This window comes from Roseomonas sp. E05, from assembly GCF_030063475.1.
Lineage (GTDB): Bacteria > Pseudomonadota > Alphaproteobacteria > Acetobacterales > Acetobacteraceae > Pseudoroseomonas.
In genome coordinates this window covers 35747-61790 of sequence record NZ_JASIRT010000018.1, presented here as the reverse complement: position 1 = coordinate 61790, position 26044 = coordinate 35747, and the positions used below count along the sequence as shown (strand labels likewise).

Here is a 26044-nt window from a genome sequence, read left to right as displayed (position 1 = left end):
AGGGGCGCTAAGCACCGCGCCCATGTTGCCGCCCATCCTGACCGTCGTGATTCCCTGCTACAACGAGGCCGCCAATGTCGCGCCGATGGTGGCGCGCCTGGCGGCGACGCTCCAGGGTATTGCCTGGGAAGCGATCTTCGTGGACGACGACAGCCCGGACGGCACGACGCGCGTTGCGCGGGAGATCGCGGCGGCCGACCCGCACATCCGCTGCATCCGCAGGATCGGGCGGCGCGGGCTTTCCTCCGCCTGCGTCGAGGGCATGCTGGCCTCCTCCGCCGGCTATGTCGCGGTGATCGACGGCGACCTCCAGCACGACGAGACCCTGCTGCCGGCCATGCTGCGCAGCCTCAGGGCGGGCGAGGCGGATGTCACCGTCGGCAGCCGGCATGTGACGGGCGGCGAGGCGAAGGGAGGCTTCTCCGCCTGGCGGCAGCGCATCAGCGACAGCGGCACCAGCCTGGCCCAGTTCTTCCTGCCGCAGCCGGTTGCGGACCCGATGAGCGGCTTCTTCATGCTGCCGCGCCCGCTCTTCGAGGAGATCGCGCCCCGCCTGACCGGCCGGGGCTTCAAGATCCTGCTCGACATCCTGCTTTCGTCGAAGCGGCCGCTGCGGGTGAAGGAACTGCCCTACACTTTCCGCCCCCGCGAGGCCGGGGAGTCGAAGCTCGACACCATCGTCCTGCTCGAATTCCTCACTTTGCTGCTGGACAAGGCGAGCGGCGGCCTGCTGCCGCTGCGCTTCCTCTCCTTCGCCGCGGTCGGGGCGCTTGGCGTGGTGGCGCATCTGGCCGTGCTCTGGCTGGTGCTCGGGCCCTTGAGCTTCGCCCAGGCGCAGTGGCTGGCGAGCTTCGTCGCCATGACCATGAACTTCTGGCTCAACAACCGCGTCACCTACAGCGACGTCCGGCTGCGCGGCCCGGCGCTGTGGCGCGGCCTGCTGCTGTTCTACGTGGTCTGCGGCGTCGGGGTGGCGGCCAATGTCGGCATCGCCGGCCTGCTGCTGCGCGACGGGATCTTCGCCTGGGGCGTCGCCGGCGCCGCCGGCGCGTTGCTGACAGTCGTCTGGAACTACGCCGTCTCCGCCACCCTTGTCTGGCGTGCCCGATGAACCGCTCAACCGCTCTCGCGCTGCTGGCCCTTGTGGCGCTGACGGCGCTCCGCCTGCTGGCGGCCTTCTGGCTGCCGCTCGCCCCGGACGAGGCCTATTACTGGGTCTGGGGCCGCGCCCTGGCGCCCGGCTACTACGACCACCCCCCGATGGTGGCGCTCTGGATCGCCGCCGGCACCGGACTCCTTGGCGATACGTCGCTCGGCATCAGGCTGCTGGCGCCGCTGGGGGTGGCGCTGGCCTCGGTGCTGCTCGCCCGCGCGGGCGATGCGCTCTTCCCGCAGCGGCGGCCCGGCATCTGGGCCGCCGCGCTGATGAACGCCACCCTGCTGTTCGGCGCCGGCTCGGTGCTGATCACGCCCGACACGCCGCTGCTGGTCTTCTGGTGCGCCGCGCTCTGGGCCGTGGCCCGGCTGCATGCGACGCAGGACGGCCGCTGGTGGTTCGCCTTCGGTGCCCTGGCAGGCTGCGCGCTGCTCTCGAAATACACGGCGGTGCTGCTCGGCGGCGGCGTGGTGCTGTGGCTGCTGCTGGAGCCGCGCGCCCGCCATTGGCTGCGCGACTGGCGCCTGTGGGCGGGCGGGGTGCTGGCCTTCCTGGTCTTCGCGCCTGTCATTTACTGGAACGCCGCGCATGACTGGGTGAGCTTCGCCAAGCAGGGCGGCCGGGCGGGCCGTGTCGGCGCCGCCTCGGCGGTCCGCTATCTGGGCGAGCTGGTGGGCGGGCAGGCAGGGCTGGCGACGCCCATCATCTTCCTGCTCTGCATCCTCGGCACGGCGGCTGCCTGCCGCTGGTGGGTGGCGCGCCGCGACGCGGCGGCCGGTCTCCTGGTGACGCTGATCGTCCCCGCCGCGCTGCTCTTCCTCTGGCAGGCCACCGGCAGCCGGGTGCAGGGGAACTGGCCCGCCATCCTCTATCCCCCGGCCTGTCTTGCCGCGGCAGCCTGCCTGGGGCCGCGCTGGGCGCGCTGGCGCAAGCCCGGCATCGTGCTGGGGCTGGTGCTGACGCTGCTGGTGCTGGCGCAGGCGGCCTTCGCGCCGATCCCCCTGCCGCGGCGCAACGACCCGACGCTGGCGCGACTCGGCGGCTGGGCGGAATTCACCGCGCAGGTGGAGAAGGCACGCCGGGAGCAGGGCGCCGTCTTCGTCGCCGCCGAGGAATACGGGCTGGCCAGCGAGCTGGCGCTGCACCTGCCGCCGGGCGTGCGCGTCGTCGCGCTGGGCGACCGCTGGGACCTGTTCGACCTGCCCGCGCCAACGGCTTGGCAGCCCGGCATCCTGGTGCGCAGCACCCGGCGCGGCGAAGGGCCGCCGCTCTGGCCCGCGGCGCGGGAGACGGGCGAGCTGGCGCGCAGCCGCAAGGGCATCGAGGCGGAGCGCTATCGTCTCTACAGCGTCTCGGTTCCCAGCGACGGACCGCCGATGGCGCTGCTGCCGCCGCGGCGCTGAAGGTCATCCCCTGGCGCTGGCCCGGGAACTGCCTACATGCGGGAGGGCGGTCAGGGAGAGACGTGCCATGCTGATTCGCATTCCCCGCGGCTGGGAGCTGCCGGATTCCGCCGCAACGCCGGAACCCCTGGTGCTCGACCGCCGCAAGGCGCTCGGGCTCGGCGGTGCCCTCATCGGCGCGGGGCTGGCGCGGCCGGCCCGGGCACAGGAGGGCGCGCTCACCGCCATGCGCAACACCCGCTACCCCCCCGCGCGCGAGGTCACGCCGGAGCGGGACGCCACCACCTACAACAACTACTACGAGTTCGGCCCGGGCAAGAGCATCGCCTCCGGTGCGCAGCGCCTGCCGCAGCGGCCCTGGACGCTGAAGTTCGAAGGCATGGTGGAGAAGCCGCAGGAGCTGGATCTCGACGGCCTGCTGCGGCGCGTCAGCCTGGAGGAACGGGTGCTGCGGCACCGCTGCGTCGAGGCCTGGGCGATGACAGTGCCCTGGACCGGCTTCCCGATGGCCGAGCTGCTGAAGATCGCCGCGCCGACCGCCAGCGCGAAATACGTGGTGTTCGAGACGGTCGCCGACCGCTCCGCCATGCCCGGCCTCCGGCAGAGCTGGTACCCCTGGCCCTATTCCGAGGGCTGCACCATGGCCGAGGCGGCCAACGAGATGTGCTTCCTGGCCGTGGGCATGTACGGCAAGCCGGTGCCGCCACAGAATGGCGGGCCGATCCGCGTGCTCTTCCCCTGGAAATACGGCTTCAAGAGCGGGAAGGCGCTGACCACCATCCGTTTCACCGATACCCGTCCCGTCAGCTTCTGGGAGAAGCTGCAGCCCAGTGAATACGGCTTCTGGGCCAATGTGAACCCCGAGGTTCCGCATCCGCGCTGGAGCCAGGCGAGCGAGCGCCTGCTCGGCAGCAACGAGCGGGTGCCGACGAAGATCTTCAACGGCTATGGCGAGTTCGTCGCCTCGCTCTACGAGGGGATGAGCGGCGAGCGCCTCTTCCTCTGAGCGGGCTCACCCCAGGCGGCGGCGGCCTTCCTCGATGGCGCGGATGGCCTCCGCCCAGAGGCCCAGGGCGGGCAGCTCGGCGGGGGAGAACCAGCGGGCCTCGCTGACGTCGTCCCCGGCGACGGGCTCGCCGCCGACCCAGCGGCCGGCGAAGTCGATGATCGTGTAGTGGAAGCGGGTTCGCCCCTCCGGATCATGGCTCAACGCATCGACCACCACGGCGAGGGTGAGGGGGCCGACCTCGATTCCCGCTTCCTCCAGCAGCTCGCGCCGCGCCGCCATCTCGGCCGTCTCGCCCAGGTGCTGCGCGCCGCCGGGAATGGACCACTCCCCCTGGCGGGGCGGCTTGCTGCGCCGGACCAGCAGCACATCCTCGCCCCGGAAGGCGATCACCCCGATGCCGATCCAGGGGCGGTCGGGATACTCACGCGCGCTCATCGGGGAGGCGCAACCGGGGCAGGCGCAGGCGGCGCGGCGGTCGGACGCTCGGCCTGGCGCAGATCCTCGAGCCGCGGCAGGAGCGCCTTCAGCTTCCAGGAGCCGAGCTGGTAGGCCCAGCCCTTCCAGCGGGCATCGAGCTTCTGCGCCTCGTCATCGCCGGTCGCGGCCAGCGTCACCCAGACGGCCTCGCCATCCTGGTTCACGCCGACCTCGATGGTGAGCTTGTCGGTCATCGTGAAGCGGGACTTGCCCAGCGGCTCGCCGGGAATGTCGGCGGCGCGCTGGACGTCGGTGAGGGTCAGGTACTCGAAGGCGCCGGCGATGGTGTCGAGGCTTGTCTGCTCCAGTGGCGGCGTCTCCGCCGGAACGGTCACGGCGAGGCGGCCATCCGGCCCATCGGTCCGCACCAGTTCCAGCGGCGGCTCGCCGGTGCGGCCGATGGCGACCTTCAGCACGCGGTCGCGCGGGATGTTGGCGAGGTCGCGGTCGATCCAGAGCTGGCCGTCGGCGTCCAGCGGCAGCCGGCCCTCGGCAAGCCAGGACTGGTTCTCGCCGGGGCGGCGCACATAGACGCTCTCCGGCACGTCGCCATGGGTGCGGACGCGGCGGCGCCCGACCATCAGCTCGGCGATCGGCTGGCCGGCCCCGTCCAGCACCCGCAGCAGGGAGGCGGTGGAGCCTTCCTTCGAAGGGTCCTGCAGGCCAAGGCGGTCCAGCATCTCCGGATCGGCGGTGCGCGGCTCCACCAGGCGCAGCTCGGTCAGCCCGACCAGCAGTTCACGCACCTTCCCGGCGCGGACGGGGTAGCCGGCGACCTCCGGCAATACCCATACGTCGCCGGGCCTGCGCTCCAGCACGAGGCTCTGGTCGTGCCGCTTCACCTCGATGCGCATGGCCCCGGCGAGCTTCTCCGCGAGGTTCTGGAACATCAGTGGCGCAGTGCCCAGGTCGGGCGGCTTCGGCCCGCCCGGACCGAGCACCACGACGGCGGCGACGGCGGCGACAGCGGTGCCGCCGAGCACCAGCAGGGATCGACGATTCATCTCCGGCTCTCCCTCGGCTCAGGCCCGGGCCGCCGTGCGGCGGCGGCGGCGCAGCACGGCGAGGCCCAGCGCGAGCAGCGTCAGCAGCACCGGGACCAGCGCGATGTTCACCAGGCGCAGCGTGCGCTCCAGCCCCTCGATGTCGCGCCGCAGGTCGAGCTGGACGGCACGAAGCTGGGCGCGCGTGGCGACGATCTCCTGGCGGGCGCGGTCGATCTCGGCACGCTGCTCGGGCGTGATGACGGTCTGCATCTGCTGGTTGCGCTCACCGCCGGCCGATGTGCCCTGCCGCAACTCGCGCAGCCGGCGCTCGGTCGCCTCCAGCTTCTGGGTCAGCGCCTGCTCGGTCTGGCGGTAGTTCGCCTCCGCCGTGCGCCGCATCGCCTCCACGCGGACAAAGGGGCGCAGGGATTCGCCGCGCGAGCGCAGGCCGATCAGCGCGTCCCCGCCGGCCAGCGTGTCCGTCAGGTTGGCGATCAGCGCGCCATTGTCGCTGAAGGGCGTCGTGACCTGCTGCCCGAAGAAGTCCTGCACCTGCACCCAGAAGCGGTCCTCCAGCAGGTCCGCGTCGTTGGCGACGACGAGGTTGGCCGGGCTGGTGCTGTGCGCGAGATGCGCCGGGAAGTCGGCGGGGCGCTCCTCGCCCTTCGGCGGCGCGGGCGGACCATCCGGGAAGGCGGAGTTCAGGATGCCGCGGGCGCGTGCCAGCAGGACGTAGCGCCTGCCATCCGGCCTGAAGGAAGCGAGCAGCGCGGCGGGATTCGGGTTCTCCTCCACCTTCGCGACATCGGCCAGCATGGCGTGATCGCTGCTGGTGATCAGCGGCGTGAACTCGATGCTGGCGCCCTCCTTGCGCAGCACCTGACCGGCGGAGGCGAAGGTCACCTGCTGCAGGTCGGCCGTCGCCACGTCGCTGTGGCTGAGGGAATCGCCGCTGGCGTTGAACCAGGCGAGATAGTCCACCGCCTGCAGCCGGTCCTGCGGGTTGCCGCGCACGCGCCAGGCGCCGCGCTGGTCCAGCACCACCTTGTCGCTCGGCGTCTCGATGCCCCAGGCGCCCAGCAGCCGGTCCAGGTTGGAGGCGGTGTCGGCCGGCGGCTGGCCGCTGGGGCCGGGGCGGGAGGCCTGGCTCTCGCTGTGCGGGTCGGCCAGCACGAAGAGCTTGCCGCCGCGCATGACGAACTGGTCGATGGCGTAGAGCGTCGCATCCGGCAGGTGCTGGGGATGCGCGGCGATCAGCACCTGCATGTCGGCGGGGATGACCTGGGCGTCGGAAGCGACATCGCGCAGGGTGAAGAACTGGCGCAGCTGGTTGGCGATGACGAAGGGCTGCCCGGCGCCGGGAACGCGCATCATCATCGCGCGCGGATCGCCGTTCACCGGCAGCGCGGAGAGCATGCCCACGACCGGCCGCCTGGGGTTGGACAGCTCGTAGACGAGCCGCGTCAGATCGTATTCGAGGAAGCGTTCGCGGTCGGGCTGCAGGAAGGGCAGCACGCGCTCGTCGTCCAGCAGGTTGGTGCCGGCGATGCCGAAATAGACCTGCTCGCCGGACTGGTCGACCGGCACGCCCTGCAGGCCATAGGCCATGGCGCGGTCCTCGGTCTCGCTGAACGGCTCCGGGTCGAGATATTCCAGGCGCAGCCTGCCGTTGGAGACGGCAGCATATTCCTGCAGCATCTCGCGCACCCGGTCGGCATAGGCGCCGTAGACGGGGATCGAGCTGCCGAGCTTGCTGGAATAGAACAGCCGCAGCGTCACCGGGTCCTTGAGGTTCGTCAGGACCTGCTTCGTGCCGTCGGAGAGCGTGTAGAGATGCTGCTCCGTCAGGTCGAGCCGCAGGCGCGGCAGCAGGCGCTGGGCCAGCAGGTTGACGGCGACGGCCAGCACCAGGGCGGCGATCAGGCCGGCGATCGAATAGATCAGGCGGCGCGAGCCGGGCTTGGGCGGCCGCGGCGGGGAAGTGGTTGCGCTCATGCCTCAGTCCGCCTTGCGATGGTCGACCGCCACGGCGTTGGCGAAGAGCCAGAAGCCGATGAAACTGGCGAAGAAGACAAGGTCGCGCAGCGTCACCACGCCGCGCGAGAAGCCGTTGAGCCGGTCGGTGATGGAGAGGCCGCGCGCGATCTCGGCCAAGGCGGGCATCCGGGTGGAGAGGAACTCCGTCACGACGGGGCTGCCGGCGGCGGCGAAGAGGAAACACACGGCGACGGCGAGGACGAAGGCGATCACCTGGTTCTTGGTCAGCGCCGAGATGGCGGCGCCCACCGCGAGATAGGTGCCGGCCACCAGCAGGCAGCCGGCATAGCCCGTCGCGATCACCCCGTTGTCGGGATTGCCGAGGTAGTTGACCGTAAGCACCAGCGGGAAGGTCAGCAGCAGCGCGATGGCGCAGAAGGCCCAGGCGGCGAGGAACTTGCCCAGCACCGCCTGGCCCTGCGTGATCGGCAGGGTGAGCAGCAGTTCGATGGTGCCGAGGCGGCGCTCCTCCGCCCAGAGCCGCATGGTCAGCGCCGGCACGAGAAACAGGAACAGCCAGGGCACGAAGCCGAAGAAGGGCTGGAGATCCGCCGTGCCGCGGTCGAAGAAGTTGCCGAGCGTGAAGGTCAGCGCGCCCGACATGATCAGGAAGATGACGATGAAGACATAGGCGACGGGCGTGGCGAAATAGCCGGCCAGCTCGCGCCGCGCGACGGTGAGGGCGCCGCCCATCACGCGACCTCCTTCGGGAGGGTCAGGTCGCGGAACACGGCGTCCAGCGAGGGGCCGCGGCTGGCGAGCTCCGCCGGCGTGGAATCGGCCAGCACCTGCCCGTGCGCGATGATGATGGCGCGGCTGCAGATGGCCGAGACCTCCTCCAGGATGTGCGTGGAGATGATGATCGCCTTGCTGGGCGCCATCTGCGCGATGAGGCGCCGCACCTCGTGCTTCTGGTTGGGGTCGAGGCCGTCGGTCGGCTCGTCGAGCACCAGCACCGGCGGATCGTGCAGCAGGGCCTGGGCCAGGCCGACGCGCCGCTTGAAGCCCTTCGACAGCGTCTCGATCGGCTGCAGGCGGACGCCTTCCAGCGTGGTCAGGCGCATGGCATGGGCGATGCGGTCGCTCGCCTCGCTGCCGCGGAAGCCGCGCACCCGCGCGACGAAGGCCAGGAAGCCCGCGACGGTCATCTCGGGATAGGTGGGGGCGCCTTCAGGCAAATAGCCGAGATGGCGTTTCGCGGCGACGGGACGGTCCACCACATCCTCACCGCAGATGCGGGCCGTGCCACTGCTCGGCGTGACGAAACCCGCGAGCATCTTCATCGTGGTGGACTTGCCGGCGCCATTCGGGCCCAGGAAGCCGAGGACTTCACCCCGCGCGACCGCGAAGGAAACGTCATCCACCGCGGTGAAGCTGCCGAAACGCTTGGTGAGGCGGTCGATCTCGATGAGCGCGGACAACCGGGCATATCCCCCCTTGTACTGGCCGGATTGTGACCGGGTTTACCGGGGGAAGGGGGGTTTGCAACCCCCTGGGCTGTATCGAAACGTCGCAGCTCCCTCAGCCCGCGGCGAGTGGCGCCAGCGTCAGGTCATGGCTGAAGAGCGCGAGCAGCAGCCGCGCCGCGCGCCCTCGCGGGGTGAGCAGGAGATCGGGATCCTTCTCCAGCAGCAGCGCGGCGTCCTGATGCGCCATCCGCACCATGCCGCCATGCCGTGTGGGATCGGCCAGCCGCCGCCCGAGCCGGCCAGCCTGGCGGACGCCGAGCGCGTCACCGCCGCCGCGATATTCGAGGTCGGCATCGGCGATGACGAAGCCGTCCTGCGTCTCGCGCAGCACGGCGAGGCGGCGTTGCTCCGACTCGTTCAGCTCGGCCGAGGGCAGCAGCAGGCAGAAGGACTGCGCGCGGCCGCGCCCGACGCGGCCGCGCAACTGGTGCAGCGCCGCCAGCCCGAAGCGTTCGGCCTGCTCGATGATCATGATGGTGGCTTCCGGCACATCCACGCCGACCTCCACCACGGTGGTCGCCACCAGGAGCTGCGCGCGGCCGGCGGCGAAGTCGTGCAGAGCGGCCTCGCGCACGTCCAGCTTCTGGGCGCCATGCGCCAGCCGCACCTTGTCGCCGAAGATGGCGGCCAGTTCCGCATAGGTGGTCTCGGCGGCGGCGTTGTCGTGCTTCTCGCCCTCCTCGACAGCGCGCACCACCCAGTAGGCGCGGTGGCCCTCGGCGAAGGCGGCGCGCAGCCGTGCCACCAGCTCGTCCCGCCGTTCGCGGCTGACGATGCGCGTGACGATGGGCTGCCGGCCGGCCGGACGGCCTTCCAGCCGGCTCACCGCCATCTCGCCCCATTGCGTCAGCAACAGGGTGCGCGGGATGGGGGTGGCGGTCATCACCAGCACGTCGGTGGTGCCCTTCTCGGTCAGGGCGAGGCGCTGGGCGACGCCGAAGCGGTGCTGCTCGTCGACCACGGCGAGGGCGAGGTCGTGGAAGGCGACGCCCTCCTCGATCAGCGCATGGGTACCGACCACCAGGGGGATGCTGCCATCGGCCAGCCCGGCCAGGACCCGCCGCCGCTCCTTGCCCTTCACCGAGCCGGCGAGCAGGGCGCAGGGCACGCCGGCCGCGCCGGCCAGCTTCTCCAGCGTGCGCAGGTGCTGGCGGGCCAGCAATTCCGTGGGCGCCATCAGCGCCGCCTGGGCGCCGGCCTCCACCGCACGCAGCATGGCCAGCACGGCGACCAGCGTCTTGCCGGCGCCGACATCGCCCTGCAGCAGGCGCAGCATCCGCCGCGGCCGGGCGAGGTCGGCATCGATCTCCTCCAGGGCGCGGGTCTGCGCCTCGGTCGGCGGAAAGCCGAAGGCGGCGAGGGCGGCGCGGCGCAGGTGGCCGTCGCCGGTCAGGGCGCGGCCGGGGCGTTGCAGCACCGTCCGCCGCACCAGCCCGACGGCGATCTGCCCGGCCAGCAGCTCGTCATAGGCGAGGCGGTCGCGCGGGGTGTCCTCCGGCACGGCCTCCGGCGCCTGGATGGCGTGCAGCGCGGCGGCGAAGGAGGGCCAGCGCCGCCGCGCCACCAGTTCCCGGTCCTGCCATTCCGGCATTTCCCGCAGGGCGCCCAGCGCGAGTCCCATGGCCCGGCCGACGTCGCGCTGCCCCAGCCCGCGCGTCAGCGGCCAGACCGGCTGGATCTCGGGGATGGCGTCCGGCGGGTCCACGAAGTCCGGCGCGTCCATCTGCCAGCGCTCGCGGAAGCGCTTCATCCGGCCGGAGACGCGCCGCACCGCCCCCTCCGGGAAGGTGCGGGCCAGCCAGGCGCCCAGCCAGGACTTGCGGCCGAAATAGATCAGGTCCACCAGCCCCGGCTGGGCCTCGCAGCAGACCACCCAGGGCTGGGTCGGCGTGCGGGGCGGGGCGACATGCAGCACCTGCACCGCCAGCGTGGCGATCTCCCCCTCGCGCGGTGTTGTGGCGCGCCGGTCCTGGTAGCGCTCGGGCAGGTGGAAGAGCAGATCGAGCACCCGCTCCCCCTCCACGGCCTGGAGCAGGCGCTTCCGTTTCTCCTCGGGCAGAGGCAGACTCGCGAGCGGCGCCAGCAGCGGCGCGGCGCCATCCAGTTCGGCCTCTTGGGCTGACATGATTCCCATCTGCCTCTATATGCCAGCCGCACGAGAGGCCGACATGCCCCAGAGCGAAGATAAGAGCGAACAGACTTCCACCGAACTTTCACCGCGCCGCCGCCGCCTGCTGTTCCGGGCGACCCACCGGGGCACCAAGGAGACCGACCTGATGATCGGCGGCTTCGTCGGGCGCCACATCGGCAGCTTCAGCGAGGCCGAACTCGACGAGCTGGAGGCGGTGCTGGAGATGCTGGATGTGGACCTGGCCGACTGGCTCTCCGGCCGCCGCCCGGTGCCGCCCGAGGTGATGACGCCGATGCTGGAGCGCATGGCCCGCGAGTGCTCGGCCCTGGGCGCCGGCGTGCCGGAGGCGGCGCGCCGCGTATGACCACGCTCACCGTCTACGGCGCGCCCGAGGGCTTCGACGCACTGCTGCTGAGCCGCCGCCGCGCCGAGACGGAGGGCTTCGTCCTGCATGTCTGCCGCGACGACGCGCGCATGATGCGGATGCAGGACGGCCTCGCCTTCTTCGCGCCCGACGTCGAGGTGCTGCGCTTCCCGGCCTGGGACTGCCTGCCCTACGATCGCGTCTCGCCGCATGCCGACCTGGTGGCCGAACGGATGGCCACGCTCGCGCGCCTGCTGGAGCCGGCCAGCCGGCCGCGCATCGTGCTGACCACGGTCAATGCCCTGGTGCAGCGGGTGCCGCCGCGCGAGGTCTTCGAGGGCGCGACGCTGCACCTCAAGCGGGGCGGGCGGATCACGCCGGAGAAGCTCGCCGCCTTCCTGGAGGCCAATGGCTATGGCCGCGTCGCCACGGTGATGGAACCGGGCGAGTACGCGGTGCGCGGCGGCATCGTGGATCTCTATCCGGCCGGCGAGCCGGACCCGGTGCGCCTCGACCTGTTCGGCGACGAGATCGAGAGCCTGCGCCGCTTCTCCACCGATACGCAGCGCAGCGGCGAGCATGTGCGCGAGCTGTGGCTCCGCCCGGTGGGTGAGATCCTGCTGGACGAGGATTCGATCTCCCGCTTCCGCACCGGCTACCGTGACCTGTTCGGTCCGGCGGCGGGCGAGGACCCGCTTTACGTCTCCATTTCCGCCGGGCGGAAGCACCCGGGCATGGAGCATTTCGTCGCGCTGTTCCACGAGCAGATGCCGACCCTGCTCGACTACATGCCCGGCGCCTCGGTCAGCCTCGATCACCAGGCGGAGGACGCGCTCGAAGTGCGCCTGGAGATGATCGAGGACCACTACCAGGCGCGCCGCGCCCCGCCACGCGAAGGGGAGGTGCCCTATCGCCCGGTGCCGCCGCGCCGCCTGTATCTCGACCGGCGCAGCTGGGACGCCATGCTCGCGGGCGGCACGCTGCTGCGGCTGAGCCCCTTCCCACAGCCGGAGGGCGCCGAGGGGATCGAGGGCGGCGGCCGCCCCGGCCGGCTCTACGCCGAAGTTCGCGCCGCCGGGCAGAACGTCTTTGCCATCTATCGCGAGCAGGCCGAGGGACAGGCGAAAGCCGGCATGCGCCCGGTGGTCGCCGCCTGGACGCGTGGTTCCCGCGAGCGCCTGGGCAATCTGCTGCGCGAGAACCGCGTGCCCGTGCAGACCACCGAGGACTGGGCGGAGGTCCTCAGGCTGCCCGCCGGGGTGGTGGCACTCGCCGTCTATGGCGTGGAGCGGGGCTTCACCGGGCCGGCGGCACCCGGCAAGGCAGGCGGCGGCATTGCCTTGACCGGCGAGCAGGATCTGCTCGGCGAGCGCATCGCCCGGCCGCCGCGGCGGCGCAAGCGCGCCGACCAGTTCATCGCCGACGCCACCGAGATCGCCGAGGGCGACCTGGTGGTGCACCAGGATCACGGCATCGGCCGCTATGACGGGCTGGAGACGCTGGCGGTCTCCGGCGCCCCGCATGACTGCCTCAGGCTGATCTATGACGGCGGGGACAAGCTCTTCCTGCCGGTCGAGAACATCGAGCTGCTCTCGCGTTTCGGCAGCGACAGCGCTGGCGTCGCGCTCGACAAGCTCGGCGGCACCTCCTGGCAGAACCGCAAGGCCCGCGCCAAGCAGCGCATCGCCGACATGGCCGGCCAGCTCATCCGCATCGCGGCGGAGCGGCGGGTCAAGGACGCGCATATGGCGACCCCGCCGGAAGGCGCCTGGGACGAGTTCTGCGCCCGCTTCCCCTTCGCCGAGACCGAGGACCAGCAGCGCGCCATTGCCGACGTGCTGGAGGACCTTGCCGCCGGCCGCCCGATGGATCGCCTGATCTGCGGCGATGTCGGCTTCGGCAAGACCGAGGTGGCGCTGCGCGCAGCCTTCGTGGTAGCGATGACCGGCGCCCAGGTGGCGGTGGTGGTGCCGACCACGCTGCTCTCCCGCCAGCATTTCCGCACCTTCACCGCCCGCTTCGCCGGGCTGCCGGTGAAGGTGGCGCAGCTCTCCCGCATGGTGACGGCGAAGGAGGCGGCTGCCGTGAAGGCCGGGCTGGCGGACGGCTCGATCAACATCGTCGTCGGCACCCACGCGCTGCTGGCCAAGAGCGTGGAGTTCGCCGATCTCGGCCTGGTCATCGTGGATGAGGAGCAGCATTTCGGCGTGGCGCACAAGGAGCGGCTGAAGCAGCTCCGCGCCGACGTGCATGTGCTGACGCTCACCGCCACGCCCATCCCGCGCACCCTCCAGCTCGCCCTGACCGGGGTGCGGGAGATGAGCGTGATCGCCACCCCGCCGGTGGACCGGCTGGCGGTTCGCACCTTCATCATGCCCTTCGACACCGTGGTGATCCGCGAGGCCATCCAGCGCGAGCGGCTGCGCGGCGGGCAGGTGTTCTGCGTCGTGCCGCGGCTGGAGGACCTGCCGAAGATGGCGACGCGGCTGGCCGAGATCGTGCCGGAGGCCAAGGCCGTGCAGGCGCATGGCCGCCTGACGCCCACCGAGCTCGAACGCGTCATGACCGAGTTCGGCGACGGCAAGTACGACATCCTGCTCGCCACCAACATCGTCGAGAGCGGGCTCGACATGCCGGCGGTCAACACGCTGCTGATCTACCGCGCCGACATGTTCGGCCTGGCGCAGCTCTACCAGCTTCGCGGGCGCGTCGGGCGCGGCAAGCTGCGCGGCTATGCCTACCTGACCTGGCCGGCCACCCAGCGCCTCTCCGCGGCCGCCGAGAAGCGTCTGGCTGTCATGCAGACGCTCGACAACCTCGGCGCCGGCTTCACCCTGGCCAGCCACGACCTCGACATCCGCGGCGCCGGCAACCTGCTGGGCGATGAGCAGTCCGGCCATATCCGCGAGGTCGGCATCGAGCTCTACCAGCAGATGCTGGAGGAGGCGGTGGCCAACATCAAGGCCGGCCAGGGCAAGCGTGGCGAGGCGGGTGACCGCGACTGGACGCCGCAGATCAATCTCGGCCTGCCTGTGCTGATCCCCGAGACCTATGTCGCCGACCTGCCGGTACGGCTCGGCCTTTACCGGCGCATCGGCGGCCTTGCCGGCGAGGCGGAGGTGGACGCCATGGCCGCGGAGATGACGGATCGCTTCGGCCCGCTGCCCACCGAGGTGGAGAACCTGCTGCAGGTCGTCTCCATCAAGCATCTCTGCCGGGAGGCGGGTGTGGAGAAGCTGGATGCCGGGCCGAAGGGCATTGTCGCGAGCTTCCGCCGCAACCGCTTCGCCAATCCCGGCGGGCTGGTGAACTGGGTGACGGCGCAAAAGGGGCTGGTGAAGCTGCGGCCGGACCACAAGCTCGCCATGGTCCGGGAGATGGAGCTGAAGGCGCGCGTCCGTGCCGCCAAGGACATGCTGGCGGCGCTGGCGAAGGTGGCGCGTCAGGCCCAGGCGGCCTGAGCGGTCAGAACTCCATCGCCTCCGCCACCGCGACATCCATCAGGCGCTCCAGCACCTCGGGTTCCTGCGCCCCGGCGATGGCATGCCCGGCGCCCAGACCCTGGCGGCCGGCGATGACGAAGCAGGGCACGCCGTTGATGCCGAGGCGATGGGCGCGCAGGTTCTCGGCATGGACCGCCTCGCTTTCCAGCCCACTGGCGAGGAAGCGGAGCAGGGTGCGCTGGTCCAGACCCTGCGCGGCGCCGAGGGCGGCGAGGGTCTCACGGTCACCGAGATCGGCGCCCTCGCAGAAATAGGCGACGAACAGCGCGTCCACGACCGCGTCCGCCACCCCGTGCTGGCTGGCGAAGCGCACCACCCGGTGCGCGTCGAGCGAGGGCGGCACGCGCCGGATGAGGTCGAAGCGGAAGGCGATGTCCTCGGCCCGGCCCAGCTCCGTGACGGTGGCGTGCAGCCGCCGGGCGCGCTCCTCACCGCCGAACTTGCGGGCGAGATAGTCCTGCCGCGCCAGCCCTCCGGCGCCGAGATCCGGGTTCAGCAGGAAGGGGCGCCAGCGGAGCGCGGCGACGACATCCGCCCGCCGCGACAAGGCGCGGCGCAGCCGCCGGGCGCCGAGGAAGCACCAGGGGCAGACCAGGTCGAACACCACCTCGATTTCGAGCTGGTTGCGGGAGGGCGAAAGCAGGTTCACGGCACCAACATAGGACGGAAGGCGCGCCGCGGCATCCCGGCGGAGCAGGCGGGCCCGCCATTTCCGGCAGCTTTTTTCACCACAAAGGCGAAATAGGCACAGAATATCGCGGAATCAGTCTTGTAGCGGTGATTCCTGACTCCTAGTTTCAGCCAGGCTCAACAAGGGTTTCGACAGCCGGCATGATGGCGGGGTCGCATATCGCGCTCGGGGCGGCCGCGTGGTTCGCCGCCGCCCCGCGGCTGGGACTTCCCGCCCTCGACCCTGCCATGCTGGGGCTGGCGGTGTTCGGCGCCCTGCTGCCGGACGTGGACCATCCGAAATCCTGGGTCGGCAAGCGCCTGCGGCCGGTCTCCATCGTCTTTGCCACGCTGCTGGGGCACCGGGGCGTCACCCACTCGCTGCTGGCGGTGGTCGGCTGCGGGGTCCTGCTGCTCAGCCAGAACGTGCCCATGGCCATCACCGCGCCGCTGGTGGTCGGCTATCTCTCCCACCTCGCGGCTGACCTGCTGACGCCGGGTGGGCTCCGCCTCGCCTGGCCGCTGCGCGGGACCTATTCGCTGCCGCTCTGCCGCACCGGCTCGCCCTTCGAACCGCTGGTGGTGGCGCTCGCCCTCTCCTGGGCCTGGGGTGCGACCTCGGAGAAGGTGGATCTCGGTGCCGGCCTGCGCGCCGTCGGCGTCTGCCGCGTGGTGGGGCAGGAATGGCCCGGCCTCTGCGCGGCCTCCGCGGCGCGGCCGCAGGCGCTGCAGCCGCCGGGGCCTGGGAGCCTCTGGGGGAGTGCGACCGGGACCTTGCTGGCGCATAACCCCGGCCACCGGTTCTCCGCCTGGTTCGACGAGGCGGCGGGCTGGCGGATGGGGTGGGATTCGAACCCACGGTAGGCTTGCACCTACGGCGGTTTTCAAGACCGCTGCCTTAAACCACTCGGCCACCCATCCGGAATGCGGGCGATGCTATTCTAGCGGTTGCGCTCCGCACGAAAACTCGCCACGGAACGTGGCGTTAGCGCCCGCGTCGTCAAAAGGAAAGCCCGATGCGCAAATGTCTCCTCGCTGTCTCGGCCCTCTCGGTCGCTGCGAGCCTTGCCGGGCCGGCGCAGGCGCAGGCGCAGCTGGACCACGCTCCGCCCCCCGATCCGGCGGGCACGCTGACCTTCTCGCTCGACAATGACATGTTCGGCGGCAGCGACCGCTACTACACGAACGGCTTCCAGTTCGCCTGGCGCTCCCCCTCGGCCGACCTGCCGGGCCCGCTCGCCTGGCTGAACGACCGGCTGGACTGGATGATGGGCCCGGGCGCGCTGCGCTGGGGGCTGGCCTTCGGCCAGAACCTCTACACGCCGCAGGACACCGAGACGACGCATCCGGACCCGAATGACCGGCCCTATGCCGCCTACCTCTATGGTGCTTTCTCGCTGACCCGCATCACCGAGCGGACCTCCAACCTGTTCGAGCTGCAGCTCGGCGTGGTTGGCCCCTCGGCGCTCGGCGAGTTCGTGCAGAACAACTACCATGAGCTGATCGGGGTCGATCAGGCCAATGGCTGGCACAGCCAGCTCAAGGACGAGCCGGCGGTCGCCGCCATCTACGAGCGGAAGTGGCGCCTGCCGCTTGGCGAGGTTGGGCCGGTGCAGATGGAGGCCATCCCGGCACTGACAGTGGGCCTCGGCAATGTGCAGACCTATGCGGGCCTGGGCGGGCTGGTGCGGCTGGGGCAGGGGCTCGACGCGGATTTCGGCCCGCCCCGTATCCGGCCGGCCCTGGCGGGTTCCGCCTGGATCCAGCCCCGCCGGGAGTTCGGCTGGTATGTCTTCGGCGGCACCCTCGGGCGCGTCGTGGCACACGACATCTTCCTCGACGGCAATACCTGGCGGGACAGCCGAAGCGTGGACCGGCGGCCCCTGGTCGGCGAGCTGCAGGCGGGCCTCGCGGTGCTCTGGCACGGTATGCGCCTCGCCTATACCCAGGTCTGGCGCAGCGAGGAGTTCTACGGCCAGCGAGGCACGCAGAGCTTCGGCTCGCTCAGCATCTCCTTCCGCTTTTGAGATAAAGCATTTCCCGGTGAAAGGGGCTGTTGCAGGGGGCGGCGTGGTCGTGGCACCAGTCGCCCCATGCTCAACCGCCGATCCTTTCTGACGCGAGTCGCGGCCGCTCCGGTCCTGGCGAGCGCCACGGCCCATGCCGCCACCGCCGGCTTCACCGACTTCCTGGCCGGTGTGGCAGCGGAGGCACGGCGCAACGGCATCGCCGACGAGACGGTGCGGCGCGCCTTCGCCATCATCCGCCCCAATGACAAGGTGCTGGAGCTGGACCGCCGGCAGCCCGAGTTCACGCTGACCTGGGAGCAGTACCGGGACGGCCGGCTGTCGCAGCAGCGCATCCAGCGCGGCCAGCAGGTCTTCGGCGAGAACCAGGCGCTGCTGGATGCCGTCTGGCGCCGCTACCAGGTCTCGCCGCGCATCGTGGTGGCGATCTGGGGGCTGGAGACGAACTACGGCGGCTTCACCGGCAACTTCAACGTCATCGAGGCGCTCGCCACCCTGGCCTGGGATGGGCGGCGCCATGAATTCTTCCGCAAGGAGCTGCTGGCCGCGCTGCGCATCCTGCAGGAGGGGGACGTCGCTCCGGAGCAGATGCGCGGCAGCTATGCCGGCGCCATGGGCAATCCGCAGTTCATGCCGAGCAGCTTCGAGCGGCTGGCGGTGGACTTCGACGGGGACGGGCGGCGCGACATCTGGTCCAGCACGGCGGACTCCCTCGCATCCATCGCCAACTACCTGGCGCGCAGCGGCTGGCGGGACGATGAGCGCTGGGGCCGCGAGGTGCTGCTGCCGCCGAACTTCGATCCCGCGCTGGCCGGACGGAGCACGCGGCGCCCGCTGCGGGACTGGCTGCGCCTGGGCGTCACGGCGGCGGATGGCACCACGCTGCCACCGCTGGAGATGGAGACCTCCATCCTCCTGCCGGGCACTCCGGGGGGGCAGGCCTTCGCGGTGTACAAGAACTTCCACGTCATCCGCCGCTACAACCCCTCAGACTACTACGCCCTCGTCATTGGCCTGCTGTCCGACCGCATTGCATGAGCGGCGCCCTGCGCCTGTTGCCGGCCACCGCCCTGGCGGTGCTGCTGGGCGTGAACGGATGCGCCCCGCAGGGTGCCCGCGAGAGCGCCCAGGAGGGCCGCTACATGGTGGGCGAGCCTTACCGGATGGGCGGCGTCTGGTCCTATCCGCGTGAGGATTTCGCCCTGCAGGAGACGGGCCTCGCCGCGGTCACGCCGGATGCGCGGGCGGGGCGGCGCACCGCCAATGGCGAGGCCTACGACCCCGCTTTGCTGACCGCCGCGCACCGCACGCTGCAGCTCCCCGCCATCCTGCGCGTGACCAACCTGGAGAACGGGCTGGAGCTGCGCGTGCGGGTGAATGACCGCGGGCCGGCCTCCCCGGGCCGGCAGCTTGAGCTCTCGCGCCGCGCCGCCGAGCTGCTGCGGATTCCGCCGGCAGGCGGCGTGCCGGTCGCCATCGCGGTGGATCCTGAGGCATCCCGCGCGCTGGCGGCCAGCCTGCCGCAGCCGGAGGCGCGCCCCCTGGCCATCGCCACGGCGCCACGCGCCGCGCTGGAGAGCGAGGCCCTGCCGCCGCCGCCCGGCGCCCGCGTGGCCGGGCAGGTCCGCCAGGGGCGGGAGGCGCCGGTCCGGGCGGTGGGTATTCCGGACGCCGCGGCCAGCGTGCCGGTCCGCCTGCCGGAGCAGGTGATGCAGGGTGCGCCGCGCATGGGCCGGCTGCTGGTCGAGGCCGGCACCTTCACCAACCGCGCCGAGGCCTACCGGCAGGCGGCGCGGATCAGGGGGCGGGTGGAAATGCGAGGGCCGCCGCGGCGGCCGGAATATCGTGTTCGGCTCGGACCCTTCGCCTCGGTTGCGCAAGCCGATGCCGCGCTAGAGAATGTGCTGGGGGCGGGTGTGCCGGAAGCCCGCATCCTGATCGACTGACTGCAGAGAATGGAGATTTCCGCGATGCCGCTTCGCCGCGAACTGCTGGGCGGTGCCGCCGCCGCGCTTGCCGCCGGCTTGCTGCCCGGCCCCGCCTTCGCGCAGCGCCGGGCGCCCGCAGGCCATGGCGCGGCCACGCCGCCGGCGCCGACCTCACCTGCCAGCACGCCGCTCGGCCCGGTTGACACCGAGGCCCGGCAGGCGATCCTGATCGATGCCGATACCGACGCCGTGCTTCTGGAGAAGAACGCCGACGAACGGATGACGCCCTCCTCCATGTCGAAGCTGATGACGGCCTACGTCGTCTTCGACATGCTGAAGCAGGGCCGGCTGCGGATGGATCAGGAACTGCCGGTCAGCGAGAAGGCCTGGCGCACGGGCGGCTCGAAGATGTTCGTCGAGCTGGGCAGCTCGATCAGCGTGCAGAACCTGCTCCAGGGCGTCATCGTGCAGTCCGGCAACGATGCCTGCGTCGTGCTGGCGGAGGGCATCAGCGGCAGCGAGCCGCAGTTCGCCGAATTGATGAACGACTACGCCAAGCGCCTCGGGCTGAAGAACAGCACCTTCCGCAACGCGAACGGCTGGCCCGACCCCGAGCACAAGATGACGGCGCGCGACCTCGCCATCCTCGCGCGCGCGCTGATCCATGACTTCCCGCAATATTACCCCCTCTACAGCGAGCGGGCCTTCACCTGGCACGACATCACCCAGCAGAACCGCAACCCGCTGCTCGGCCGGGTCTCCGGCGCGGACGGACTCAAGACCGGCCATACGGAAGAGGCGGGCTATGGCCTCGTCGGCACGGTCAAGCGCGGCGAGCGGCGGCTGATCCTGGTGGTGAACGGCCTCTCCAGCATGCGCCAGCGCGCCGAGGAGCCGGAGCGGCTGCTGGAATGGGGCTTCCGCGAGTTCGAGAATGTCGTGCTGTTCAAGGCCGCCGACACGGTGGACAGCGTGCCGGTCTATCTCGGCGAGCAGCCGAGCGTGCCGCTGGTCGGCGGCAAGGATCTCGTGCTGACCCTGCCGCGCCAGTGGCGCCGCAACCTGGCGGTGAAGCTGCGCTATGAGGGGCCGGTGCCCGCGCCCGTTGCGAAGGGCCAGGAGCTGGGCCAGCTCGACATCTCCGGCGAGGGGGTTCCGCCGATGGTCCTGCCGCTCTATGCCGGCGCGGACGTGGCCAAGCTCGGGCTGGTGCAGCGCATCCCGACCGTGCTGAGCCACCTGGTCTCCGGCTGAGGTGCCCCGCGGCGTCTTCATCACGCTGGAGGGCGGGGAAGGGGCCGGCAAGACCACCCTGGCCCGCCGTCTGGCGGAGGCGCTGGCCCTGGCCGGCCAACCGGTGCTGCGCACGCGCGAACCGGGCGGCGCGCCGGGGGCCGAGGCCCTGCGCGCCCTGCTGCTGAGCGGCGACGTCGCCTGGGACCCGGTGGCCGAGGCCATGCTGATGTTCGCGGCGCGCCGCGAACACGTGGCCAAGACCATCGAACCGGCTCTCGCCGCCGGCGCCTGGGTGATCTGCGACCGCTTTGCCGACTCGACGCTGGCCTACCAGTGCCACGGCCACGGGCTCGACCCGGCGGTCTGGCATGGGCTGTATGATGTGGCCCTGCCGGGCTTCGAGCCCGACCTGACGCTGGTGCTCGACCTGCCTGCCGAAGCCGGCATGGCCCGCGCCGTCGCGCGCGGCGCGCCGGATCGCTTCGAGCGGCTGGGGCCGGAGTTCCATGCCCGGGTGCGGGAGGCGTTCCGCCGCATCGCCGAGGCCGACCCGCGCCGCTGTGCGCTGCTGGATGCGCTGCTGCCGCCGGAGCCGCTCTATGCCGAGGCGGCGAAAGTGCTGCGCAGCCGCCTGGGGGCGCCGCTGTGATCCCGCCGGAGCCGCGCGCCAACCCAGAGCTGTTCGGGCACGACCACGCCGCGCAGATGCTGGCCGAGGCGGCCGGGGCAGGGCGCCTGCACCACGCCTGGCTGCTGGCCGGGCCGCGCGGCGTCGGCAAGGCCACGCTGGCCTATCGCTTCGCCCGCTGGCTGCTGGCCGGCCGTCCGCCGGGGCAGGCGCCGCTGGCGGTGCGGCCGGAGGATGCGGTGTTCCGGCGCGTCGCGGCCGGCGGCCATGCCGACCTGCGCGTGCTGGCGCCGAATGCCGGCGAGCGCGGCGTCAAGCTGATGATCCGCGTGGACGAGGTGCGCCAGGTGCCCCGCTTCCTCGGCCTGACAGCGGCGGAGGGCGGCTGGCGCATCGTCATCGTCGAGCAGGTGGAGGCGATGAATGCCGAGGCGCAGAACGCCCTGCTCAAGACGCTGGAGGAGCCGCCGGCCCGTGCCCTGCTGCTGCTGACCACCGCGGCGCCGGACCGGCTGCTGCCCACCATCCGCAGCCGCTGCCGCCGCGTCGACCTGTTTCCGCTGCCGGCGCCGGAGATGGATGCGGTGCTGGGCCGCTGGCTGCCGGAGCTTCAGCCGGAGCAGCGCGCGGTGCTGGCGCGCATCTCCGGCGGCGCGCCGGGAAGGGCATTGCAGCTCGCGGAGGGCGACGGGCTGGCGTTGCAGGCGCAGGTGGAGACCTTTCTTGGCGCACTGCCGCGGCCTGATCCGCGCAGCCTGCATCAACTGGCCGATACCCTGGCGGCCAAGCGGGACGGAAGCGCGTTCGTCACCTTCATGGAGCTGCTGCGCACGGGATTGGGCGAGGCGATCCGGGCGGCGGGCCGCGGCCAGCCGGCGCCGGGCTTCATTGCCGCCCGCCCGCTTGCCGACTGGGCCACCCTGTGGGACACCCTCGGCCGACTGGCCGATGAGACGGAGACCCTGAACCTGGACCGCAAGCAGGCGGTGCTGAGCGGGCTCTCGCAGCTGGCCTCGCGCTGAGGACCATGAGCATGACGAGCGAGCGGCGCTTTTACCTGACGACGCCCATCTACTACGTGAACGACAAGCCGCATATCGGCCACGCCTACACCTCCCTGGCGGCGGACGTGCTGGCCCGCTGGAAGCGGCTCTCCGGGCATGAGGTCTTCTTCCTGACCGGCACCGACGAGCACGGCCAGAAGGTGGAGAAGGCCGCCGAGGCCAAGGGCCTCGATCCGCAGACCTTCACCGACCAGGTGAGCCAGGCCTTCCGCGACCTCGCGGTGCGCATGAACTATTCCAACGACGCCTTCATCCGCACGACGGAGGAGCGCCACAAGGACGCCTGCGCCGCGCTGTGGAAGCGGCTGGAGGAGCGCGGCCAGATCTATCTCGGCCACTACGAGGGCTGGTACGCCGTGCGCGACGAGGCCTTCTACGGCCCCGACGAGATCACCGAGAAGGACGGCCAGAAATTCGCCCCGACCGGCGCGCCGGTGGAGTGGGTGAGGGAGCCTTCCTATTTCTTCCGCCTCTCCGCGTGGCAGGACAGGCTGCTGGCCTTCTACGACGAGAACCCGGACTTCATCGCGCCGGTCAGCCGGCGCAACGAGGTGATCAGCTTCGTCAAAGGCGGGCTGAACGACCTCTCGATCTCCCGCACCTCCTTCAAGTGGGGCGTGAAGGTGCCGGGGGACGAGGCGCATGTGATGTATGTCTGGCTCGACGCGCTGACGAACTACATTACCGCGCTCGGCTATCCCGATGAAAGCGGGCCGCTCTGGAAGTTCTGGCCGGCGGATGTGCATTTCGTCGGCAAGGACATCCTGCGCTTCCACACGATCTACTGGCCGGCCTTCCTGATGGCCGCGGGCCTGCCGACGCCGAGGCGCGTCTTCGCGCATGGCTGGTGGACCAATGAGGGGCAGAAGATCTCGAAGTCGCTGGGCAACGTCATTGATCCGCTGGCGCTGGTGGAGGAGTTCGGGCTCGACCCCGTGCGATTCTTCCTGCTGCGCGAGGTGCCCTTCGGCCAGGATGGCGACTTCCAGCGCAAGGCGCTGGTGGGCCGGCTGAACGGTGAGCTGGCCGATGCCCTTGGCAACCTGGCCAACCGCACGCTGAGCCTGCTCCAGCGCAACTGCGAGGGCCGCCTGCCGGAGCCCGCCACCACGGCCAGCGAGGCGGACCGTGCGTTCCTGGCCATCGCCGGCCATGCGGAGCTTTCCGCCATGGTGGATGAGCTGCTGAACCAGCAGAAATTCGACGCCGCGCTGGCGCAGATCTTCACCGCGATCCGCGAGGCCAATGGCTACATCACCCGCGAGCAGCCCTGGGCGCTGAAGAAGACCGATCCGGAGCGGATGCGCGTGGTGCTGCGGACCCTGCACGATGCGCTGCGCGTTTTCGGCACGCTGCTGCAGCCCTTCATGCCCGATACCATGGCGAAACTGCTGGACCAGCTCGCCGTGCCGGCCGAGGCGCGCGGCCTGGATGCCCTGGCAACGCCGCTGCCCGGCGGAACGTCGCTGCCGCCGCCCAGCCCGCTCTTCCAGAAGATCCAGGGCGAGGCGGCGTGATGCTGGTCGATAGCCACTGCCACCTCGACTACTATACCGAGGCGGAAATCGAGGAGATCCTGCGCCGCGCTGCCGAGGCGGGCGTCGGCCGGATGGTGACGATCGGCGTCCGGATGGGCCAGGCCGAGGCGGTGAAGGCGCTGGCGGAGCGGTTTCCGCAGGTCTGGGGCACGGTCGGCGTGCATCCGCAGAATGCGGGCGAGGGGCCTCTGCCCGAAGTGGCCGAGATCGTCGCCGCTGCGGAGCACCCGCGCATCATCGGCATCGGCGAGAGCGGGCTCGACTACTTCTACGACAAGGCACCGCGCGAAGTGCAGCAGGAGGGCTTCCGGCGGCACATCCGCGCGGCGCGGGAAACCGGCCTGCCGCTGGTGATCCATGCCCGGGATGCCGATGCCGACATCAGCGCCATCCTGCGCGAGGAACGCGCGGGCGGCGACTTCCCGTTCCTGCTGCATTGCTTCAGCTCGACCCGCAAACTTGCCGAAGATGCAATAGAAATGGGGGGATACGTTTCCTTCTCCGGCATCCTGACCTTCCCGAAATCCGGCGAGATTCGGGAGATCGCCCGGGACATGCCGGAGGACCGTATTCTGGTGGAGACGGATGCACCCTATCTCGCGCCGGTTCCGTTCCGCGGCAAGCGCAACGAGCCGTCCTATGTCTCGCATACCGCCCGAGTGCTGGCTGAGGTTCGCGGGTTGAGCCCGGATGCACTGGCCGAACGGACCACGGCCAACTTCCACCGGCTGTTCCAGAAAGCGGCTTAATCTCTTGAAGCTGAAGGTTACTGTCCTGGGCTGCGGCGGGTCTGCCGGCGTGCCGATGCTGGGCGGGCCGGATGGCAGCGGTGACTGGGGGGCCTGCGACCCCCGGGAGCCGCGCAACGAGCGCAGCCGGTCCGCCATCCTGGTCGAGGGTCCGGGCGGGCGCAGGCTGCTGGTGGATGCCGGGCCGGACCTGCGCCGGCAGCTGCTGGCCAACCGCATCAGCGTGGTGGATGCGCTGCTCGTCACACATGGCCATGCCGACCATATCATGGGCCTGGACGAGTTCCGGCCGCTGAACCGCGCCCTTGGCGCCGTCATCCCGGTGCTGGCCACGCCCGAGACGCTGGAGACCCTGCAGACCCGCTTCGACTATGCCTTCCGGCCCCCGACGGGACCGAGTTTCTTCCGGCCGGCCCTGGAGCCGGTTCCGGTCGAGGCGGGGCAGCTGGTCGAGGTGGCGGGCCTGGCGGTCCGGCTGCTGCGCCAGGACCACAAGGTGATGGAGACGCTGGGCCTGCGGATCGGTGACTTCGCGTACTCGACCGACGTTGTCACCATGCCCGAGGAAAGCCTGGAGCAGCTGGAAGGGCTGGATACCTGGGTCGTGGACTGCTTCCAGCGGCGACCGCATCCGGTGCATGCCAATCTGGAGCGTGTGCTGGAATGGGTGGAGCGGCTACGACCGCGCCGGACCGTGCTGACCCATATGGGGCACGACATGGACTGGGCCTGGATGCAGGCGAACCTGCCGGAGGGCATCGAGCCGGCGCATGACGGCCTGGTGCTGCATACCGGCTGAAGATTATTTTACATAATATTCCTTATGCGGCATTCGCATGTGCCGGTTGCCGCCCGGAGATCCCGCCATGGATGACGCCGCTCCTGCCCTGATGCGCCTGCTTTCCATCATGGCCCGCCTGCGCGCGCCCGATGGCTGCCCCTGGGACCGCGAGCAGAGCTTCGCCACGATCGCGCCCTACACGATCGAGGAAGCCTACGAGGTCGCCGACGCCATTGCCCGCGGCGATCTGCCGGCCCTGCAGGACGAATTGGGCGACCTGCTGTTCCAGGTCGTCTACCACGCGCAGATGGCCCAGGAGGCTGGCGCCTTCGACTTCGCCGCCGTGGCGCGCACCATTTCCGACAAGATGATCCGCCGGCACCCGCATGTCTTTGGCGAGGCGGCCGCGCGCGATACCGCGGCGCAGAATGCGGCCTGGGAAGTCCAGAAGCAGGCCGAGCGCGCGGCGCGCGCCGAGACGGGCACCCTGGCCGGCATTCCGCCTGCCCTGCCCGCCCTGACCCGTGCCAACAAGCTGGCCCGCCGCGCCGCCCGGGTGGGCTTCGACTGGCCCGACCCGGATGCGGTGCTGGACAAGCTGGTGGAGGAAGTCGCGGAGCTGCGCGCCGAGCTTCCCGGCGCCGCGCCGGAGCGCATGGCCGACGAGCTGGGCGACATGCTCTTCGTGATGGTCAATCTGGCGCGCAAGCTGGACCTCGACCCGGAAGCCTGCCTCCGGGCCGCCAATGCCAAGTTCGAACGCCGCTTCAACGCGATGGAGGCGCGGCTGACAGCCGAGGGCCACAGCCTGCCGGATGTCGAGCTGGAGGAGATGGAGAACGCCTGGCAGCAGGTGAAGGCCGCCGAGCGCCGGGGCGCCTGACGGCCG

General features: G+C 71.0%; 23 protein-coding genes and 1 tRNA gene. 16 read left to right on the top strand and 8 right to left on the bottom strand.

Features of this window, described 5'->3' with window-relative positions; genetic code table 11:
- Nucleotides 1-22: 22 nt before the first annotated feature.
- The 3 genes from QMO56_RS17205 (at nt 23) to msrP (ending at nt 3565) form a co-directional block, all read left to right on the top strand.
- Nucleotides 23-1111, top strand: coding sequence for a glycosyltransferase family 2 protein (locus QMO56_RS17205; RefSeq protein ID WP_283527669.1), 1089 nt, complete (start codon nt 23-25; stop codon nt 1109-1111).
- A complete protein-coding gene (locus QMO56_RS17200; RefSeq protein ID WP_283527668.1) occupies nt 1108-2559 on the top strand; it encodes a glycosyltransferase family 39 protein in 1452 nt (483 codons plus the stop codon). Before QMO56_RS17205 ends, QMO56_RS17200 begins: the two co-directional genes overlap by 4 nt.
- Before the next feature lie 67 nt (nt 2560-2626).
- Nucleotides 2627-3565 (top strand): protein-methionine-sulfoxide reductase catalytic subunit MsrP, encoded by a 939-nt coding sequence (gene msrP / locus QMO56_RS17195; protein WP_283527666.1) that lies wholly within the window; start codon nt 2627-2629, stop codon nt 3563-3565.
- 6 nt (nt 3566-3571) lie between these two features.
- Here msrP and QMO56_RS17190 read toward each other — a convergent pair whose 3' ends face one another.
- The 6 genes from QMO56_RS17190 to recG form a co-directional block, all read right to left on the bottom strand.
- The gene (locus tag QMO56_RS17190) at nt 3572-4003 is read right to left on the bottom strand and encodes an NUDIX hydrolase (RefSeq protein WP_283527664.1); all 432 of its coding nucleotides are present in this window, start codon (nt 4001-4003) and stop codon (nt 3572-3574) included.
- Nucleotides 4000-5049 carry a DUF4340 domain-containing protein gene (locus QMO56_RS17185; RefSeq protein ID WP_283527662.1) on the bottom strand — a complete coding sequence of 350 codons (1050 nt, stop codon included), beginning with the start codon at nt 5047-5049 and terminating at the stop codon, nt 4000-4002. Before QMO56_RS17185 ends, QMO56_RS17190 begins: the two co-directional genes overlap by 4 nt.
- A gap of 18 nt (nt 5050-5067) precedes the next feature.
- The gene (locus tag QMO56_RS17180; protein ID WP_283527660.1) at nt 5068-7026 is read right to left on the bottom strand and encodes a Gldg family protein; all 1959 of its coding nucleotides are present in this window, start codon (nt 7024-7026) and stop codon (nt 5068-5070) included.
- Between the two features lie 3 nt (nt 7027-7029).
- Nucleotides 7030-7761 carry an ABC transporter permease subunit gene (locus QMO56_RS17175; RefSeq protein WP_283527658.1) on the bottom strand — a complete coding sequence of 244 codons (732 nt, stop codon included), beginning with the start codon at nt 7759-7761 and terminating at the stop codon, nt 7030-7032.
- The gene (locus QMO56_RS17170) at nt 7761-8489 is read right to left on the bottom strand and encodes an ABC transporter ATP-binding protein (protein WP_283527657.1); all 729 of its coding nucleotides are present in this window, start codon (nt 8487-8489) and stop codon (nt 7761-7763) included. Before QMO56_RS17170 ends, QMO56_RS17175 begins: the two co-directional genes overlap by 1 nt.
- A 100-nt stretch (nt 8490-8589) precedes the next feature.
- Nucleotides 8590-10671 carry an ATP-dependent DNA helicase RecG gene (recG, locus tag QMO56_RS17165; protein WP_283527656.1) on the bottom strand — a complete coding sequence of 694 codons (2082 nt, stop codon included), beginning with the start codon at nt 10669-10671 and terminating at the stop codon, nt 8590-8592.
- A 34-nt stretch (nt 10672-10705) separates the two neighbouring features.
- Between recG and QMO56_RS17160 the strand changes: the two genes are divergently transcribed.
- Nucleotides 10706-11032 carry a succinate dehydrogenase assembly factor 2 gene (locus QMO56_RS17160; protein ID WP_283527655.1) on the top strand — a complete coding sequence of 109 codons (327 nt, stop codon included), beginning with the start codon at nt 10706-10708 and terminating at the stop codon, nt 11030-11032.
- Complete coding sequence (gene mfd / locus QMO56_RS17155) at nt 11029-14493, top strand: transcription-repair coupling factor (protein WP_283527653.1); 3465 nt, start codon at nt 11029-11031, stop codon at nt 14491-14493. Before QMO56_RS17160 ends, mfd begins: the two co-directional genes overlap by 4 nt.
- A gap of 4 nt (nt 14494-14497) precedes the next feature.
- Here mfd and QMO56_RS17150 read toward each other — a convergent pair whose 3' ends face one another.
- Nucleotides 14498-15184, bottom strand: coding sequence for a DsbA family oxidoreductase (locus tag QMO56_RS17150; RefSeq protein ID WP_283527651.1), 687 nt, complete (start codon nt 15182-15184; stop codon nt 14498-14500).
- A gap of 185 nt (nt 15185-15369) precedes the next feature.
- Between QMO56_RS17150 and QMO56_RS17145 the strand changes: the two genes are divergently transcribed.
- Entirely contained in the window at nt 15370-16068 is a 699-nt protein-coding gene (locus QMO56_RS17145) for a metal-dependent hydrolase (RefSeq protein WP_283527649.1), read from the top strand.
- Here the strand turns inward: QMO56_RS17145 and QMO56_RS17140 are convergent.
- Nucleotides 16036-16125 (bottom strand) — tRNA-Ser (locus QMO56_RS17140). The two genes, QMO56_RS17145 and QMO56_RS17140, sit on opposite strands and share 33 nt — an antisense overlap.
- Nucleotides 16126-16220: 95 nt before the next feature.
- Between QMO56_RS17140 and QMO56_RS17135 the strand changes: the two genes are divergently transcribed.
- The 10 genes from QMO56_RS17135 (at nt 16221) to mazG (ending at nt 26038) form a co-directional block, all read left to right on the top strand.
- Nucleotides 16221-17231, top strand: coding sequence for a lipid A deacylase LpxR family protein (locus QMO56_RS17135; RefSeq protein ID WP_283527647.1), 1011 nt, complete (start codon nt 16221-16223; stop codon nt 17229-17231).
- 66 nt (nt 17232-17297) lie between these two features.
- Nucleotides 17298-18269, top strand: a complete 972-nt coding sequence (locus QMO56_RS17130; RefSeq protein ID WP_283527645.1) for a lytic transglycosylase domain-containing protein — start codon at nt 17298-17300, stop codon at nt 18267-18269.
- Nucleotides 18266-19177, top strand: coding sequence for a septal ring lytic transglycosylase RlpA family protein (locus tag QMO56_RS17125; RefSeq protein WP_283527643.1), 912 nt, complete (start codon nt 18266-18268; stop codon nt 19175-19177). Before QMO56_RS17130 ends, QMO56_RS17125 begins: the two co-directional genes overlap by 4 nt.
- A gap of 24 nt (nt 19178-19201) precedes the next feature.
- Complete coding sequence (locus tag QMO56_RS17120) at nt 19202-20413, top strand: D-alanyl-D-alanine carboxypeptidase family protein (protein WP_283527642.1); 1212 nt, start codon at nt 19202-19204, stop codon at nt 20411-20413.
- 1 nt (nt 20414) lies between these two features.
- Nucleotides 20415-21044 carry a dTMP kinase gene (gene tmk, locus QMO56_RS17115; RefSeq protein ID WP_283527640.1) on the top strand — a complete coding sequence of 210 codons (630 nt, stop codon included), beginning with the start codon at nt 20415-20417 and terminating at the stop codon, nt 21042-21044.
- Entirely contained in the window at nt 21041-22045 is a 1005-nt protein-coding gene (locus QMO56_RS17110; protein ID WP_283527638.1) for a DNA polymerase III subunit delta', read from the top strand. The genes tmk and QMO56_RS17110 overlap by 4 nt, the downstream gene beginning before the upstream one ends.
- A gap of 11 nt (nt 22046-22056) precedes the next feature.
- Nucleotides 22057-23604 carry a methionine--tRNA ligase gene (metG, locus tag QMO56_RS17105; protein WP_283527706.1) on the top strand — a complete coding sequence of 516 codons (1548 nt, stop codon included), beginning with the start codon at nt 22057-22059 and terminating at the stop codon, nt 23602-23604.
- Entirely contained in the window at nt 23604-24374 is a 771-nt protein-coding gene (locus QMO56_RS17100) for a TatD family hydrolase (RefSeq protein ID WP_283527704.1), read from the top strand. The genes metG and QMO56_RS17100 overlap by 1 nt, the downstream gene beginning before the upstream one ends.
- 10 nt (nt 24375-24384) lie before the next feature.
- Nucleotides 24385-25173 carry an MBL fold metallo-hydrolase gene (locus tag QMO56_RS17095; RefSeq protein ID WP_283527702.1) on the top strand — a complete coding sequence of 263 codons (789 nt, stop codon included), beginning with the start codon at nt 24385-24387 and terminating at the stop codon, nt 25171-25173.
- Between the two features lie 67 nt (nt 25174-25240).
- Nucleotides 25241-26038, top strand: a complete 798-nt coding sequence (gene mazG, locus QMO56_RS17090) for a nucleoside triphosphate pyrophosphohydrolase (protein ID WP_283527636.1) — start codon at nt 25241-25243, stop codon at nt 26036-26038.
- Nucleotides 26039-26044 lie beyond the last annotated feature (6 nt).